At 69.2% G+C, this 16205-nt stretch carries 13 protein-coding genes and 2 pseudogenes; 9 read left to right on the plus strand and 6 right to left on the minus strand.

Features of this window, described 5'->3' with window-relative positions; all coding sequences use genetic code 11:
- Positions 1 to 111: 111 nt before the first annotated feature.
- Positions 112 to 462 carry an ASCH domain-containing protein gene (locus FNX44_RS13225; protein ID WP_143648276.1) on the minus strand — a complete coding sequence of 117 codons (351 nt, stop codon included), beginning with the start codon at positions 460 to 462 and terminating at the stop codon, positions 112 to 114.
- Between the two features lie 12 nt (positions 463 to 474).
- Positions 475 to 2049, minus strand: a complete 1575-nt coding sequence (locus FNX44_RS13230; protein WP_228449866.1) for a tetratricopeptide repeat protein — start codon at positions 2047 to 2049, stop codon at positions 475 to 477.
- Between the two features lie 345 nt (positions 2050 to 2394).
- Here FNX44_RS13230 and FNX44_RS13235 point away from each other — a divergent pair, with 345 nt between their 5' ends.
- From FNX44_RS13235 to FNX44_RS13275, 9 genes are all read left to right on the plus strand, one after another.
- The gene (locus FNX44_RS13235; protein WP_143648277.1) at positions 2395 to 3228 is read left to right on the plus strand and encodes an aspartyl/asparaginyl beta-hydroxylase domain-containing protein; all 834 of its coding nucleotides are present in this window, start codon (positions 2395 to 2397) and stop codon (positions 3226 to 3228) included.
- 59 nt (positions 3229 to 3287) lie between these two features.
- Positions 3288 to 4184, plus strand: a complete 897-nt coding sequence (locus FNX44_RS13240; protein ID WP_143648279.1) for a hypothetical protein — start codon at positions 3288 to 3290, stop codon at positions 4182 to 4184.
- Positions 4181 to 4804: an SLOG cluster 4 domain-containing protein gene (locus FNX44_RS13245; protein ID WP_143648281.1), complete on the plus strand. Its 624-nt coding sequence runs from the start codon at positions 4181 to 4183 to the stop codon at positions 4802 to 4804. The genes FNX44_RS13240 and FNX44_RS13245 overlap by 4 nt, the downstream gene beginning before the upstream one ends.
- The gene (locus FNX44_RS13250) at positions 4801 to 5346 is read left to right on the plus strand and encodes an orotate phosphoribosyltransferase (protein WP_143648282.1); all 546 of its coding nucleotides are present in this window, start codon (positions 4801 to 4803) and stop codon (positions 5344 to 5346) included. Before FNX44_RS13245 ends, FNX44_RS13250 begins: the two co-directional genes overlap by 4 nt.
- Entirely contained in the window at positions 5343 to 6020 is a 678-nt protein-coding gene (locus FNX44_RS13255) for an HAD family hydrolase (RefSeq protein ID WP_153507228.1), read from the plus strand. The genes FNX44_RS13250 and FNX44_RS13255 overlap by 4 nt, the downstream gene beginning before the upstream one ends.
- 240 nt (positions 6021 to 6260) lie before the next feature.
- The gene (gene alaS / locus FNX44_RS13260; protein ID WP_143648284.1) at positions 6261 to 8918 is read left to right on the plus strand and encodes an alanine--tRNA ligase; all 2658 of its coding nucleotides are present in this window, start codon (positions 6261 to 6263) and stop codon (positions 8916 to 8918) included.
- A gap of 455 nt (positions 8919 to 9373) precedes the next feature.
- Positions 9374 to 9736 (plus strand): hypothetical protein, encoded by a 363-nt coding sequence (locus FNX44_RS13265; RefSeq protein WP_143648286.1) that lies wholly within the window; start codon positions 9374 to 9376, stop codon positions 9734 to 9736.
- Positions 9736 to 11817 (plus strand): hypothetical protein, encoded by a 2082-nt coding sequence (locus FNX44_RS13270; protein WP_143648288.1) that lies wholly within the window; start codon positions 9736 to 9738, stop codon positions 11815 to 11817. The genes FNX44_RS13265 and FNX44_RS13270 overlap by 1 nt, the downstream gene beginning before the upstream one ends.
- Positions 11818 to 12074: 257 nt before the next feature.
- On the plus strand, positions 12075 to 12566 hold the full coding sequence (locus FNX44_RS13275; protein WP_153507229.1) for a hypothetical protein: 492 nt from the start codon (positions 12075 to 12077) through the stop codon (positions 12564 to 12566).
- A gap of 232 nt (positions 12567 to 12798) precedes the next feature.
- Here the strand turns inward: FNX44_RS13275 and FNX44_RS13280 are convergent.
- From FNX44_RS13280 to FNX44_RS28000, 4 genes and pseudogenes are all read right to left on the minus strand, one after another.
- Positions 12799 to 12996 (minus strand): annotated as a pseudogene (locus FNX44_RS13280) (DUF2637 domain-containing protein); the annotation flags it as partial.
- A 107-nt stretch (positions 12997 to 13103) separates the two neighbouring features.
- Positions 13104 to 14744, minus strand: a complete 1641-nt coding sequence (locus tag FNX44_RS13285; protein ID WP_143648294.1) for a cation:proton antiporter — start codon at positions 14742 to 14744, stop codon at positions 13104 to 13106.
- A gap of 199 nt (positions 14745 to 14943) precedes the next feature.
- Positions 14944 to 15714 carry a DUF3558 domain-containing protein gene (locus FNX44_RS13290; protein WP_143648296.1) on the minus strand — a complete coding sequence of 257 codons (771 nt, stop codon included), beginning with the start codon at positions 15712 to 15714 and terminating at the stop codon, positions 14944 to 14946.
- A gap of 21 nt (positions 15715 to 15735) precedes the next feature.
- Positions 15736 to 16205, minus strand: a pseudogene (locus tag FNX44_RS28000) (hypothetical protein); the annotation flags it as partial.

Consider the following 16205-nt stretch of genomic DNA (forward strand, 5'->3'; position numbering starts at 1 on the left):
CCCCTGAGCCGCCTCCCGCCGATGCCCCGGACAACGTCCTCCCCTTCCGCCCGATCACCAGCTGAGTGGTCCCACACGAATCGCCCGGCTCGAGGAGGGTGCCGTATCGCCTCACGTGTCCGTCTGGAGGTGGATGGCGATGACGCCGAGGGCTTCCTTCTCGGGCGGGTAGATGTCGCGGCAGGCGGCCAGCAGCTGGTCGCGGGTCATGCCGGGTTCGCCGATGGCGGTGTTGTCCTCGGCGTCCAGCATCGCCTCGAAAGACTTGTACTCGTTCAAGGCGGTGATGCGGGTGGTAAGGGTGTGGTCGCCGGAGGTGAACCGCAGGTTGTCGCCGGCGGCCATTTTGCGGATCTTGGGATAGCCGACGCGGATCTCGATGGTCTTGGATCCGGTGGCGATCAGGTCGAAGTAGGGCTTGCGGAGGTTGAGCGCGTGCTGGGTGGGCGGCTGGGTGGTCATCGTCGTTCTCCTTCACGCTCCGGTCGAGGTGGCGGACAGGGCCGAGCGGGCGGCGGCCGCGGCGGTGAGCCGTTCGGCAAGGCCCTCGACGGCGGCCTGGCGGGGATAGCGGCGGGTCAGGAACGAGGTGAGGTCACCGGCCCGGCCCAGGACGGAGCCGACGACGCGGGCGGAGTCGAGGGCTTGGTGGCCGAGGGCGACGGCGTCGTCGGGGTCGCCGAGTTGGGCATGGGCGATGGCGAGGTCGATGCGGGCGATGGCCTCCCGGCTCGGCGACCGGGATGCTGCGGGCGCCGACTCATAGGTCGTCAGCGCGTGTTCGGCATGTCGGCGGGCCTCCTCGGCCTGGCCGAGCCAGATGAACGAGGTGGCCGGATAGGAGGTAAGCGCGTAGTTGGCCAGCGGCAGCACGTCCATGCCGAACCGGCGGGGTGAGCGGGGCGGCAGGAGCCGATAGGCGTCCTCGGCGGCGTGGAAGGCGGTGGTGAAGCCGTCCGCGTCGCCGTCGGCCGCCGCGGCACGGGCGGCCTGGGCATGCAGCCGCACGGTCAGAGGATGATCCGCGGGTGCTTCGGTCAGGCCCTTGAGGGCGGCCTGGCGGGCTCTGTCGGGCCGTTGTTCATACAGGTTGATGGAGGCGGCGGCGTCCATCGCCCACCCGCACAGCTGGCCGTGTCCGGCCTGCCGGCCGTGGATGAACGCGTCGGTGGCGAAGGCGAGGCCGGTGCGGGCGTCGCCGAGGTCGTGGGCGAGCCAGGCCAGCAGTTCGGACATCCATCCGGCGAACGCCAGCAGCTCGCGTTCCTGCCGGTGGGTGTGTCTGCCCTTGAGGAGGGCGTCGACCTTGCGGCGGTAGTCCAGCACCGCGTCGAAGACGGCCGCCGGCGGTTTGAGTGAGTACGCGTGGTTGAACTCGGTGACGGCAAGGTCGAGGTGATCCAGGGTGCCGGAGCCGAGCGAGGTCGCCTCCGCTTGCTGGGTGAACTCCATGGCCTCGGCGGCGGCCTGTTGAAGGATCTGTGCTGCGGCGGCTGGGGAGGCCATGGCCAGTCCGGCGAGCTTCACCGCGTCGCGACGTTTCGTCTCCTCCACCTCCGTGAAGGTCCACGAGCCCGCGCCGGTGCGGGCCGTTTCTCCTTCGGGAAGTGTTCCATCGCCCGGCCCCGCACTCCAAAGCGGACTGTTCTCCTCCGCCTTGGGGGGTGAATAGTCGTGAGCGAAGCCGAGGCCGACGGGGTTGGTGGCGAACAGGCGGCACAGCAGGTCCTGGTAGTCGGGGCTGGGCAGGCCGCCCGCTTCCCAGTCCTTCCAGGAGCGTTCGGACAGGCCGACCTTGGCCAGGTTCTCGTCCTCGACGAGCTGGTGGGCGGCGGCGACGGCCTGGGCGACGGTCCACCCCATGGCCAGGCGGCGGCACTTGAGGAGCCGGTGCCCGCAGTGCTCCGCGATCTGCCCGGCGATCTCGGCGACGAGCGTCACCGGCGCAGGGTCGGGTGAGCCTGCCTGGCCGAGGGCGCGTTCCCGCAGGGCCTTCCCGCAGGAGATGTGGTGCACCGCTTGGGACTGCTTGGTCGCCTGGTTGCTCACGGCTGCCTCCCCGCCTGGCACCGGCTCGACGCCGGATGCGCCGCCCGCCCGTGCTGCCGAAGATTGCTTGCCTGCCTGGGGAGGCGATCAAACCCCCGCCGGGGGGCGGGACGGTCGCCCTGCGCGGGCGGCCGCACCGCCCACGAGGGGCGGGCACCTCTCACTACCTGCGACAACGCCGGTCGATCACTCTGGATCCCGGCGCCGCGTCCGGCCGACGGACCCCGGCATCCACGGCTCCTTCTTCGGTTGGATCAAGGGGCATCCGGCCGGACGCGTCGCGCCTTCCACCCCCGTCCACATGCTCCCGGCCCGGCCCGGAGCGGAGAGATCGAGAGGGACCCCATGGAAGACGCACAACCGACCGCGGCCCTGTCCGGGCAGATCGTCCAGCTGGAGAAGCTGGACGGGCAGTTGATCGAGCGGATGCGGCACGAGGCCCTGACCGCCCCGGCTCCCTGGAAGGCCGAGTACGGCGAGTTCCAGTCCGGCGGCTGGTGGACGACGTCGCTGATGAACGCCTCCGGGGAAGCCGGGGACGTGAGGATCGGAGACTGCACCGCCCGGCCCACCGCTCTGCTGGGGCACATGCCCGCCACCGCCGGCCTGCTCGCGGAGCTGGGCCTGAACTACATGTGGGTACGGCTGGCCCGGCTGGAGGCGAACGCGTTCCTCTGGGAACACCGCGACTACGACGAGCTCGACCAGGTCGAGCGCCACCGGCTGCACATCCCGCTGCACACCAACTCCTCCGCGTTCCTGGTCACCGGCGGCACCAAGGTCCACATGGGCGGCGGGCGGATCTGGCGGCTGACCCCGACCTACGCGCACGGGGTCTGCAACCTGCTCGGCCCGGACCGGATCCACCTGATCGCGGACGTCTACGCCGACGACGCCTACACACGCCTCGCCAACCGCGCCAAGGAGCCGACGGCAGACCGGCTGCCGGCCGCGTCGGAGGCGGATCTGGCCGAACGCCTCGCCGCTGCCCGCCGCCTGGCCGACCTCGGCTACACCGGCGCCGCCGAACAGATGCTGCTGCGGCTGTTCTATTCCTTCGACCTCCCGGAGGGCACCGCCTACGACCTGATCGCGAGCCTGCACACCGCGCTCGGCGACAGCGAGGCCAGCACGCGCTGGACGGCCGCGAAGGCCAAGCTCCTGGCCCTCGCCTCGTGACACCGTCCGCACCCTTCGCCCCTGTCCGCGCAACCCCCAGCCCGGAAGGACACCCGCTGATGCCCACCGCTCTGTCCCTGGCCCCGGCCGAACTGCAGCTGGCCGAACTCACCGAGGCCAACCGGCCCGCCCAGCTGCCGCTGCTGACCCGCATCGCCGAGCTGCTGTCCGCCTCGGCGGCGGTCACCCACCTGCTGGTCCGCGGCTCGCTCGCCTCCGGCACCGCCGACCGGCTCTCGGACGTCGACTTCGTCGTCGGCGTCCACGACCGCGACCTGCCCGCCTTCACCGCGGCCCTGGACGACCTGATGACTGTCGCGGGCGGGGCCCTGCTGCCAGGCTGGCGCGACACCATCGTCGCGGACCTGGGCGGCATCGGCTTCGTCTTCCTCGTCCAGCACGAGGGCAAGCTCCAGCAGGTCGACCTCTATCTCGCCCCCGCCTCACAGATCACCACGGTCCGCCGCAAGGTGTCCGGCAAGGTGCTGCTGGACCGGCCGCCGACGGAGATCACCACCACACAGATCGAACAGGCCGAGACTCACGTCGCCAAGCTGGCGGCCCGGCCGAAGTCGTGCACCGAGCTGCTGATCGAGCACCTGGTGTTGGCGGTGCTGCTGCACAAGCGCATCCAGCGCGGTCAGAAGTTCGTCGCCTACGCCGAGTGGCACATGCTGCACACCGCGACGAAGGACCTGATCAAGACCGCGCTCGCGCTGGCCTCACGGTTCTGGGGCTGGTATCAGCTGCGGGAGGAGCTCGCGCTCACCCCGATCGGCCGGACCTGCCTCGCGGACCTGGACGCGGCGATCACCTCCCCGGCCGTCCCCACGGCCGCCGACGTCAACGCCGCCCTGGACCGGGTGCTCGCGCTCACCGAGCGGGCCTGCCCGAACGCCCTGGACGGTCTCGCGGACGCGATCACCGCCTACCGCACCTACCTGGAGCTGGCGTGAAGCCCCCCGCCCGCCGCCTTCCCGCCCCGGCCTCCGGCCAGGACGGGGCCCAGGGTCGGCAGAAGACGGCGGTGTTCTTCGGAGGGGTCGTCCCCGCCTCCCCGGACGAGGAACGGCTCGCCGAGGAAGTCGGAATGGCCCTCGCGGCGGCCGGGTTCACGCTGCTGCACGGCGGCTACAACGGGCTGATGGAGGCCGCCGCCCGCGGGGCCGCGGCCAAGGGCGGCACGGTCACCGCCGTCACCCTGGCGGACAAGCACGCCGAGTGGGGCGGCTTCAACGAGTACGTCACCGCCGAGGTCCACCTGCCCGACCTCGGCGCCCGCCTCAACCACTACCTGGATGCGGCCGATCTCGTGGTGGCAATGGGCGGCGGGGTCGGCACCCTGCACGAGCTGACCGCCGCCCTCTACTACGCGGGCAACATCCGGCCCGTCCCGGTCTGGATCACCGGCCCCACCGCGCTCGGGCTGCTGTCCTTCCTGCGGCGGGAGAGGTGGCTGTTCGAGACGCCCACCCGGCCGCTGGGCTTCCTCACCTCGATCGCGTCGGCGGCGATGTTCGCCACCCAGCTCCACCGTCTGACCAACGGGACTGACGGGACGGAGGCAGACGCATGAAGGTCACTACCGCGAGTGCCCTGGCGGTCCGGATCGCTGAGGCGGCCTGCGTCACCGACGCGTTCACGCTGGCCGACGGGCAGGTGCTGGACTCGTACTTCGACGAGTACCGCCTGGCCGCCGACCCGCAGCTGCTGCATGACGTCGCCGACGCGATGGCCGCCCTCGTCCCCGAGGACGCGAAGGTGCTGGCCGGGATCGAGCTGGGCGGCGTCCCGCTGGTCATCGCTCTGTCGGCCGCGACGGGGCTGCCGGCCGCGTTCCTGCGGCGGCTGCCCAAGCGCTACGGCTCCAAGCGGCAGATCGAGGGCACCAGCATCGAGGGGCGGCGGGTCGTCCTGGTCGACGACGTGGTCCGCTCCGGCGGCCAGCTGGCGGGCATGGCCCGCATCCTGCGCAAGGCCGGCGCCGAGGTCACCGACGCGCTCTGCGTGCTGGAACGGCCGCTCGGCGGCCGGCTGCTGCTGGAGGAACAGAAAATGACACTCCGGTCTCTGCTGACCGAAAGCGACCTTGCGAGTCCGGCGGAGGCCCGCTCATGACGCCGGTGGTGCTGTTCGACATGGACGGGGTCCTGCTGGACAGCCAGGAGGCCACGCTGTCCACCCTCGCTGGTGTTGCGACCGCCTCCCTCGGCCGCCGGGTCACCGTCGCCGACCTCCCGGCGGACGCGCTGACGACGCCGCGGGTCGAGGTGCTGACCAGGCTCGGCGTCCCCGCGCCGGACGAGCTCTGCGAGATCTGGTGGGATCCGGCCCTGGCCGCCGCCTCCCGCACCGCCGTGTTCCCTGGGGTGCTGGAGGGGCTGATGGCGATCAAGGACACCGGGATGGCGACGGGCCTGGTCACCCTGCAGCCCCGCACCCGGCTGTCCTGGCTGCTGCCGCCGGCCGTCCTCGCGCTGCTGGACGTCACCGTCTGCCGCGAGGACGCCGAACCCAAGCCGTCCCCCGACGGGCTCCTACTCGCCCTGGGCAAGCTCGGCGCCTCCCCCATCCAAGCGGTGTTCCTCGGCGACACCGCCGGGGACATCAGGGCAGCCCGCGCGGCAGGGATCACCCCGCTGGGGGCCGCCTGGGGCTGGGCCGGACCCGCCGCCCTCAAGGCGGCCGGAGCCGCGGTCGTCCTGGATGACCCGGCGGTCATCGGGCCTGATCTGGCCCGATACGCCGCCTGCCCACAGGCGGTGCTGACGGCGACGACACCCACACGCTAAGCGATCTTGACTCCGGACCCGCTACAGTCGGTGGTGCAGCAGACCAGAACAGCAGCTCTGGTGGTCTGCTGCACCACCGATGTGATCAACGGATCTGGAGTCAAGGTGCGGCCCATGGGGGCGCGAGCTATCTGCGTCGAGCTGGAGAACTGAGAACTCTCTCAGTCCCTGTTCTCGGCCCGGCTCGGCGTGTGATCTCCCCTCCCACCTTCCGTGACTCTTCCGTGAGGCCATTCCGCCATGCGCTCGACGCAGATCCGTCAGACGTTCACCGATTTCTTCACCTCCCGCGGCCACCAGCTGGTCCCGTCCAGCCCGCTGATCCCGGACGACCCGACCCTGCTGCTGGCCAACGCCGGGATGAACCAGTTCAAGCCCTACTTCCTGGGTGAGATGCCCCCGCCATTCCCCCGCGCCACCAGCATCCAGAAGTGCGCCCGCACCTCCGACATCGACAACGTCGGCCGCACCAACCGGCACGCGACGTTCTTCGAGATGATGGGCAACTTCTCCTTCGGCGACTACTTCAAGGAAGACGCCTGCGCCTTCGCCTGGGAACTGCTCACCCAGGGCTACGGGCTGGAGAAGGACAAGCTCTGGATCACCGTCTTCAAGGACGACGACGAGGCCGAGCACATCTGGCGCCGCATCGGCGTCCCCGCGAGCCGCATCCAGCGCCTGGGCATGGAGGACAACTACTGGTCCATGGGCGTCCCCGGCCCCTGCGGGCCCTGCTCGGAGGTCAACTACGACCGCGGCCCCGCCTTCGGCAAGGAGGGCGGCCCCGCCATCGACGGCGAACGCTACGTCGAGATCTGGAACCTGGTCTTCATGCAGTTCCAGCGCGGCGAGGGCGACAAGAAGGGCAACTTCCCCATCCTCGGCGAGCTCGACCGCAAGGGCGTCGACACCGGCCTCGGCCTGGACCGGCTCGCCGCGATCCTCCAGGACGCCCAGAATGTCTGCACCAGCGACCTGCTGCTGCCCACCTTCCACACCGTCCAAGACCTCGCCGGACGGGCCTGCCCCACCGAGGGCGAGGAGAAGGTGTCCTTCCAGGTCGTCACCGAGCACGCCCGCTCCATCGCCTTCCTCATCGCCGACGGCGTCCTGCCCGCGAAGGACGGCCGCGGCTACATCCTGCGGCGCCTGATGCGCCGCGCGATCCGCCACGCGCGTCTGCTCGGCATCGACGGGCCCGTCCTGCCTGCCACGACCGCCTCGGTGATCGGCAACCTCGGGGATGTCTGGCCGGAGCTGACGGCCCAGGCCGCGCTGATCGAGCAGGTCGTCACCGCCGAGGAGGAGTCCTTCACCCGCACCCTGGCCCAGGGCACCAGGCTGCTGGACGCCGCGATCAGCCGCACCCAGCACAGCGGCTCGGCCGCCCTGCCCGGCGAGACCGCCTTCGAGCTCGCCGACACCTACGGCTTCCCCTTGGAGCTGACGGTCGAGGCCGCCCGCGACGCCGGGCTGACCGTCGACGAGGAGCGGTTCGCCGCGCTGCTGGACGAGCAGAGGAAGCGCGCGAAGGCCGGCGGCAAGGCCAAGACCGCCGAGGCCCTCAAGAAGATGGACACCTACCGCGAACTGTCCGCCCGCCTGCCCAGGACCGACTTCCTCGGCTACGACCACCTGACCGCCGAGGCCACCGTCACCGGCCTCATCTCCGGCGGCACCGTCGTCACCACCGCAGGCGAAGGGGCCGAGGTCGAGCTGGTGCTCGACCGGTCGCCGTTCTATGCCGAGGCCGGCGGACAGATCGGCGACACAGGCACCCTGACCCTGCACGACGGCACCGTCCTCAAGATCACCGACACCCGCTACGGCCTGGAAGGCTTCCGCGTCCACACCGCCCACGTCCTTCAGGGCGAGCTCCACACCGGCGCCAGTGGCGAAGCCGTCGTGGACGCCGAGCGCCGGGCCGGCCTGATGCGGTCGCACTCGGCCACCCACATCCTCCACGCCGTCGTCATGGCCACCCTCGGCGATCACGCCCGCCAGCAAGGCTCCCTTGTCGAGCCCGACCGGCTCCGCTTCGACTTCGCGCACTTCACCGCCCTCACCCCCGGCCAGCTCCACCAGATCGAGACCGCCGTCAACAGCCACGTCCTCGACGACCCGGAAGTGCGGGCCTGGCACGCCGACCGCGCCGAGGCCGAAGCCGCCGGAGCCATCGCGCTCTTCGGAGAGAAGTACGGCGACACCGTCCGCATCGTCGACATCGGAGACTTCTCCCGCGAGCTCTGCGGCGGCACCCACGTCGCCCACGGCTCCCAAGTCGGCGCCTTCCGCCTGCTCAGCGAATCCTCGATCGGCTCCAACCTCCGCCGCGTCGAAGCCCTCACCGGCCACGGCACCCTCCGCCGCCTCGACACCGAACGGCGGCTGCTGAACGAACTCGCCGACCTGCTCGGCACCCGCCCCACGGACGCCCCCGACGCCCTGCGCAAGCGCCTGGATGCCCTGACCACCGCCCAGCGGCAGCTAGCCCGGCTCCGAGCCAGCGAACTGCGCCACCAGGCCAGACTCCTCGCCGCTCAGGCCCAGCGGACAGGCCGCGGCCAGATGGTCGCCCAGCCCGTCACCGGCGTCGCCCCGGACGAACTGCGCGGCCTCGCCGCCGACACCCTCGCGCGGCTCAGCCACGGTCCGGCCGCCGTGGTCCTGGGCGCCGAGCACGACGGCAAAGCCCTCCTCGCCGCCGCGATCTCGCCCGACCTCCACCAGAGTGGCACCCAGGCCAGCCAGATCCTCGCCCAGGCCGCCCGAGTGGTCGGCGGCGGCTCCGGAGGCCGCGGTCCCCTCGCCAGCGCCGGAGGACGCCGCCCACAGGCCCTGAACGAGGCCCTGGACCTCGCCGCCCGCGAAGTCACCCGCCTGCTCGGCGAGCACTGACCGACACCCCGCTGGCCCCAGCCCACCCGGCGCACGGACATCAGAGGGTCCCCGCATTCCTCGCGGGGACCCTCCGCGCATTCCTGCCCGGACCCAAGGGGCTGAAGAGACTGAAGCCGCCGCTCGCCGGGCCCGTCCGGCACGGTGAAACGGGGATAGGGCTCCAGTTTGGGGCTACGGCTGTGGTTCCACCTCGGGCTGCCGTTCGGGCTCTGGCTCGGGGACGGGCGCGGCCCGCTGCCCGCGGCTCGAGCCGGGTTCCGGATCGCGACGGGATTCAGCCAACGTGCGGGCCCAGCGGACGCCGCCAGCACCACGGTCATATCATTCTCAGTCACGTTGCGGTTACCAGCAGACTCAACAACACCATGGGGCGAGCTGGTCGAAAACAGGGGGTTGCCGTGTCGACACCAACCGATCTTCTACTCACGGCCACTGCTGCCATGGGGGGAGCCATGGGCACCCCAGCCTGGCAATACGCCCGAAGCACCTTCATCGACATCTTCCGTCGCCGTCGAGGCGAGGGGACGGAGGATGAGGCGCAGGTGCTGGCTCGATTGGATTCTCTGGAACAAGCGGTAGCGGCTGTCGAGCCCGACAAGCGGCCGCTCATGGCCGAGGGCGTGCAAGCACCGGTGCGCGACATTCTGACCTCCTGTGTCGGTGATCAGCCGGAAGCTCTCCAAGAACTCATCGATGGTCTGAAGGCGCAAGGCGTGGAGACTCCGATGATCCAGCAGCAGACGGTGACCAGGAACCGCGTACGCGGCAGCATCAACGTGGCGGGACGTGACAACAACTTCGGAGGCGGTCGCTGATGTCTGCGTCGACTCAACCTCCGGCCGAGTCTGCGGGGAGGCAGGACGTCAACGACAACGTCGTCCTCGGCGACCTGAACATCTCTGGCCGGGACACCAACATCACGAACTACCTCACCGGACTGCGACATCTCCGACCTCGCCCGGTCGATCCGGATAAGCTGATGCCGGCGAACCGTTTCGTGAGCCCGGGCCACAACTTCGACAAGGCCGCGCAAGCCGTACGTCCACACTTCGGAGGAACGGCTAATGTCCACATCGTGGTCCTGCTCGCAGCCGACGAGTACGGCTGCAGGTCCGCTGGGCTCCGGCTGCTTGCGGATTCGGGCGTTGCGACCAATCGGATATCCGAACTGCTTCCCGACTGGGACGAACCGGATGTGGCATGCCTGCCTGAGGAGCGCGGTGCCGGCTATCTTCTCAACCTGCGTGGTGTCACACAGCCGCTTCCTGAGGCCTTCTTCAGTGGCCTCGCGACCTACGCATCTACCTTGCGCAAAGCAGGCAGTTGCATGGTCATCATCGCGACGAATGTCTCCTGGTCTCGGGCGCGAGCTAGCGGGCCCCGCCCTGAGATCCTCGTGGTGGAGCTCGAGCGCCCTGGGCCCACAGCCGTCGTCAAGAAGTACCTGGAAAGTGGCCAGGGGACGCAAGATCGCTCCGGGTGGATCGACGACGAGGAGAGCGTGTTCCACGGTCTCCTGCCGCACGATTGTGCTCCTGGTGAGGCAGTTCGGCTCGCGTCGATCATCGAAAGCGCTAAGAGCAGCACAGATGAGGAAGCGCTCGAGGAATATCGCGGCTGGGAAACTCACTTGAGTGAGGAGTGGTTCGTTGGTGGCTCGGCAGGAGTGGAGACCAGGGCCGTCCGTATCGCGGGTGCTTTTCTGAATACGGCACCCGCTGAGGTCGTGCTGAACAGCGCAGACCTCTTGCTTGCCGCGCCGAAGATCAGCTTTCCGAGGCGCGAGGGCGGGCTCCTTGCGATGCCGGACGCGCCGAAGCGACTCAAACCGGCAGGAATGTCCTTCGATGCGGACACCGGCGCTGCCTCTCTTGTCCACGAATCTCAAGGACCGGCAATCCTGCGGTACCTCTGGACGAAGCACAGGCAGCTGACCGAGGAAGTGCTGACGCAGTGGCTGCGGGACATCAGCCAGGGCCCGGCCAAGGACCACCTCGACACGCTCGCCACAGCACTGACGCAGCTCGCGGGGACCGTCGGCGTCACCCCGATCTTCGATCTTGCAGAAGGATGGCTCCGCGACGGAGGAAAGCAGCAACAGAACCTGGTTGGTGATCTCCTGTCCGAACTCGCCGTGCACCCTGCCCTTGGAAGCCAGGTGCGAGCCGAACTGGCCACGTGGGCAGGTGGGAAGTCGTCGCCGGCACGGCAGTGTGCTGCCGCCCGCGCTTGTTCTGGCGCATTCGGGAGCGCCTATCCCAGCCAGGCACTGACCCGGGCACGCTACATCCTCAACTCATCAGGCACTGACGAGGCGCGGAAGGCAGCTATAAATGCCGTGCGTGGGCTGGCGGTTGATGACGACCTCGCACCCCTAGTGGTCGACACCGTCGTCACCTGGATCATGAACGCCGGAAAGCGGATAGGAACGGATCAAGAGGTCTTCTTCGACGTCTTCAGTGTTCCTTCGACAGCGGGCCAGTTGGAGGACTCTCCGCTTGTGGTGGCACTCACAAAGCCTGGAGAAGCAGGTGAAGCGATACGGCAGCGCGTGTTTGAAGCCTGGCAGCATGTCTTCCAACACGGCGATGACCCTGTCCATGCTCAAAAAGCTCTGCTGAGCTGGCGCGAGGGCGCGGAAACCGACCGCCTGCCGCAGCAGCCTGTGGTCGATCTCATCATCAGGCTTGGTGGTTCTCTGGGGATCTCTGGCCCCTTCATCAAGGCCATCGTCAAGGCCAAGGGGCCGCTGCAGGATGCCCTGATTGACGCGCTTTTCAGTGATTTCCTCCAGAATGTCGAGGCGGAGCACGATCCCCTTGCTGAGGCATCCGGAGCTGAACCGGCAGAACAGCGCCCTCAGAACCCGACTGAGGTGGCTCCCGCAACGCAATGATCAGGCTCCTCAATTGGCTGAAGGAGCGGCGAATTGCTGATCGCCGCTCCTTCTCCGCATCCCTGGAAAGCAAAGATCACGGGCTGTATTATCGTGCCGTCATTCGATACCGATGGCGGCTAAACCTTGACTCTCCTGCCCCTCGACCCCTTGCCCCGGGCGCACTGGCCCGGCACCTCATCAGGGAAGAGTTGGGGAGCGTGGCCCGCACATACCCTCTGCTGCAGTCTACCGCCGCAGAGGATGCCATGAACTCCGTGCTCAGCCAGGACCTTTGGGATCATGAAAAGCGACTCCGAGTGGAAGGGCGCGTACGAGTTCACATCTCCAAGCCGACAAGAGAGATGGCGCTGCAGCGAGCCGATGGAGAGACGGCTCTACGGTCAGCACACGCACGCGAAACAGTTGAGCTCGAGCTACTACTCGAGCGTCTCACGGACCCGGCGCTTGGTCCTGTCTGGTGGGTCAGACGGTATGCCGATCTACAATTTGCGGCCGGTGATCCGAAGGAGAAGGTCGAGTCCGTCCTTTCTGCCTTCAAGCAGCTTCAGGAAACGCTCCATGCTGCGAAGATCGATCAGACGGCAGACGAGAAGCTACTCGTCCGCCGAAAGATCGACGAAGTCTTTAGTGTCGTTGAAGATGAGGAGTCTCTGTCGCTTGCGCTGCAGGTTATGAACCGGACCCTGGATCTCATGTGGGTGAATGGCAGTGGACAGGTGGCTCAGGACGAACCGCCATCGGCATAAGCGGTCAGATGGCAGTCCTACGGATGGATGTCGTGTTGTAGGGACCCCCCGAGCAAGTACCGATACGCGTGATCTGTCTTGGGCCGACCGTCGAGCGGCGCTCCTGAGTTCCCCGAGTAGGTGGTTCCCGGGAGCGCGCCGCCCGAACGAGCCTCACGGCTGTTGCCAGTCATGGTACGGAAGCGGTGCTCACGGAGAGGTGAGAAGCTGAACAGAAGAACTTGACAGGGAACAGGGAGAGCAGGACGACGATGCCGGCGTCGATGCCGATGGGGAAGTAGGGGGCGAAGGCGCCGAAGCCCTTCTCCTCGGCGAGGTCGCGGACGGCGGTGTAGGAGCCTGCGAAGCCGATGGCGGCGATCACCAGCGCGCCGACGACGACCACCCCGACGAGGACGCGGTGGGTCCTGGTCAGTTCCGTCCTGGCCATCGGCGGGCCTCCCTCTCCGTCCGCTCACCCGTTCGAGCGGCGCCCAGCCTGGCATACCTGTCGCGTGCATGTCCGGCCGGGGCCGGGGACGCCCGGAACGCCGCAGGTCAGCTCCCGTCGCGAGGGCGGAGAACGTCGTCGAGGGCGTGCAGCGAGGCCGACGCGGCGAGGGTGTACGGCTCGAGGACCAGGTCGGCGCCGACGGACCGCAGTTCCTCCCCGGCTCGGTGGGTGCGGGCCGTGAGCGCGATCTTGCCGCCGTACTGGTGGTGGCGCAGGCCGTGCACGAGGGCTTTGCTCGCCTCGGCGAGGGGAAGGGTGCTGACGACGCACCGGGCGTGGCCGAGAGGGAGGGTCTCCAGGAAGTGCACGTCCTCGGCGCTGCCGAAGACGGCGGTGACGCCTGGCCGGTCGTAGGTCGAGACACGGTGGGGGTCGAAGTCGACGGCGAGGACCCGGTGCCCGGCTTCGGTGAGCCGTTCGGCCAGCTGTCCGCCGAACCGTCCCAGGCCGTAGAGGATGACGTCCACCTCGGCGTCGGGTTCCGGCTGTTCGGCCTTTCGGCTGCCGGTGCGTTCGAGGCGGGACAACCACGGTTCGAGCCGGCGGAAGATCTGGTGGGAGTAGAGGATCAGATAGGTGGAGCAGCCGATCGTGATCAGCCCGACGACGGTGATCAGGCTGACCGTGGCGTTGGTGATGTGACCGAGGCTCAGGCCGAGGGCGGCGAGGATGAGGGAGAACTCGGAGATCTGGGCGACGGTGAGTCCGGCGAGGAAGCCGACCCGGACCGGGTATCGCATCACCACCATGATGAGTACGACGATCAACGGGTTGCCGACCAGCACGAAGAGCGAGAAGACGAGGGCGGTACCCAACTGCTCGGTCGCGTCGGTGAAGTCGAGCGCGGTGCCCAGCTCGAGGAAGAAGAACAGCAGGAGGAAGTCGCGGAGGCTGGTCAACCGGGCGCCGAGCGCGTCCCGGTAGGAGGTGCTGGCGAGCGAGACGCCGGCCAGGAACGCGCCGACCTCGGAGCTGAACCCGAGCCAGTCGCTGAACGCGGCCACGGACACCGCGTAGGCCACGCCGAAGAGCACGAGCAGTTCCTGGGAGCGGGCGACCTGGTGCAGCAGCCAGGGCAGCACGAATCGCATGAGGAGGCCGATCCCCACCAGCAGACCGATCCCCTTGGCCAGGACCCCCGCGACGTCCAGCACGACGTCGTCGCCGGTCCGCTGGCCGAACGCGGTGAGCACGATCATCACCAGGACCACGACGATGTCCTGGACGATGAGGAAGCCGACCGCGATGCGGCCGTGGAGCTGCTCCAGTTCGCGTTTGTCCGAGAGGAGCTTGACGATGATGATCGTCGAGGAGAACGTGAGGGCGACCGCGATGTACAGGGCGGGGACAGTGTCGACGCCCAGCGCGATGGCGATCAGGAACCCCATGACCGAGGTGAACAGCACCTGACCGAGTCCGGTGGCGAGCGCGACCGGGCCGGTGGTGCGGATCAGGTGCAGGTCGAGGCGGAGCCCCACGAGGAACAGCAGGACGGCGATGCCCAGCCGGGCAAGGATCTCGACCGTGTCCTGCGCCGTCATCCAGCCCGTTCCCGCCGGGCCGACCAGGATGCCGACGCCGATGAACGCCACGATCAGCGGCTGGCGCAGCCGGGTGGCCACCAGACCGGCGACGGCCGCCACTGCCAGGACGGCGGCGATGAGCGGGAAGTCGTGCAACTCCATGGCGGCCGCCCGTCACTCGTAGCGCGTGTCTGCGATCTACGACGATAGGGGAGAAGCCGGGCGCCGGTAGGAGGCCGATGGGCCCTGACAGGTGTGTCGTCCGGCCCTGCCACCCGCTCGTCGGCGGCCGGGCCGGCCGCCGGCCGGAGCTTCGCGGCCGGCTTGGGCCGGTGGCCTGGTGGCGGGCCGGGGGAGCGGGCTACTTCAGGGCGGCGAGGGCTTCCTTGGCGGCCTTCTCGGCACCTCCGCGGACCTTGTCGGCGCTGGGCGTCTTGGCGTCCTCGAAGCCGGCACCGGAGTAGTCGACGGTGATCACGACGTTGTCGCTGACCACGACGACCCGGTGCTCCCGGTAGTCCTCGGACTTCTTGCCGTCCTTCTTCTTCGTCTCGTAGGCGATGCCGGTGGCGGAGTCGCCCACGCCGGCCAGCTCGGACTCCTCGACGTTCTTGTTCTCGTCGTTCGCGGCGATGGCGTCGCGCTGCTTCCCGGCGTGCTCGGCGGCGCGCTTGGCGCCGCTGCCCAGCGTGACGTCGGAGTCGAAGCGGCGCAGGGCCACGGAAAGCGCGCGATAGTCGTACTCGTCCAGGCCCGTCCACAGGCAGGTGCCGTAGCTGTCCTGGTCCTCGGAGTTGAGTGCCTTGCCGGACTTGGCGCCCGGGACGACGGCCTTGACCGTCTTCTCGGAGAGCGTGTCGCACGGCTTCGGCAGCGTCTTGTGGGCGACCGGCTCCGGCTTGGGCTCGGCCGACGGGCCGGCGGAGGCGCCGGCGGCCTTGTCGTCCGGCGCGGCCTCCTTCGAGCCCTCGGAGCCGGAGCACGCCGCCAGGAACACCACCGGGACGGCGAGTGCGGCGAGGGCGCGGACCGGGCGCCGGGCGAGCAGCCCGCGGCGCGCGCCCGTCGACGTGAGCGGGGCGGCGTCGGCGGCGACGGAATCTCGGTTGGCGGTTCGGAGGGAGTCGTTCACTGTTCTTCGCTTTCGGTCGGGTCAGCTGTCGAGGCGCGCGGCGAGCTGCTTGGCGAGCTTCTGGGCCTTCTCCTGTAGCTCCTCGCTGCCCGGAGTGCGGCGCTTGTCGTTGGACCACTCGTTGTACTCGACGGTCACAAGGACGTTCCCGGTGCGGAAGACGACGGTGATGTCCCGGTGCAGGCCCGCGTCGGCGGTGACGAGTCGGTCGTTGAGGTAGGCGGCGTCGCCGATGTCCCGCAGTGGGCGGGGGGCGAGCGCGGGATCGGTGGCCGGGTCGGTGGACGCGGCCGGTTCGGACCCGGCAGGGGAGGACGGGGCCGAGGTGGCGGCACCTTGCGGCGCGGTGGCGCCGGGCTTGTCGTCGCCGCTCGCCGTCTCGTCGGGGTCCTGGCCGCCGTCCTTCTGCTTGCCGGACGGTTTGCCGGCCGGTTCGCCGGCCGGTTTGCCGTCGTCCGGGTCGGCGCTCCCGGAGGGGGTGCCCTCGGGGG

It is taken from the genome of Streptomyces alkaliterrae, assembly GCF_007097205.2.
Classification (GTDB): Bacteria; Actinomycetota; Actinomycetes; order Streptomycetales; family Streptomycetaceae; genus Streptomyces; species Streptomyces alkaliterrae.

Excerpts from the sequence above, each read along its gene's own strand:
- FNX44_RS13255 (WP_153507228.1), top strand. The coding sequence starts at position 5,343 with ATGACGCCGGTGGTGCTGTTCGACATGGACGGGGTCCTGCTGGACAGC.
- FNX44_RS13285 (WP_143648294.1), bottom strand. The coding sequence starts at position 14,744 with ATGGAGTTGCACGACTTCCCGCTCATCGCCGCCGTCCTGGCAGTGGCG.
- alaS (WP_143648284.1), top strand. The coding sequence starts at position 6,261 with ATGCGCTCGACGCAGATCCGTCAGACGTTCACCGATTTCTTCACCTCC.
- FNX44_RS13240 (WP_143648279.1), top strand. The coding sequence starts at position 3,288 with ATGCCCACCGCTCTGTCCCTGGCCCCGGCCGAACTGCAGCTGGCCGAA.
- FNX44_RS13270 (WP_143648288.1), top strand. The coding sequence starts at position 9,736 with ATGTCTGCGTCGACTCAACCTCCGGCCGAGTCTGCGGGGAGGCAGGAC.
- FNX44_RS13250 (WP_143648282.1), top strand. The coding sequence starts at position 4,801 with ATGAAGGTCACTACCGCGAGTGCCCTGGCGGTCCGGATCGCTGAGGCG.
- FNX44_RS13235 (WP_143648277.1), top strand. The coding sequence starts at position 2,395 with ATGGAAGACGCACAACCGACCGCGGCCCTGTCCGGGCAGATCGTCCAG.
- FNX44_RS13225 (WP_143648276.1), bottom strand. The coding sequence starts at position 462 with ATGACCACCCAGCCGCCCACCCAGCACGCGCTCAACCTCCGCAAGCCC.
- FNX44_RS13265 (WP_143648286.1), top strand. The coding sequence starts at position 9,374 with ATGGGCACCCCAGCCTGGCAATACGCCCGAAGCACCTTCATCGACATC.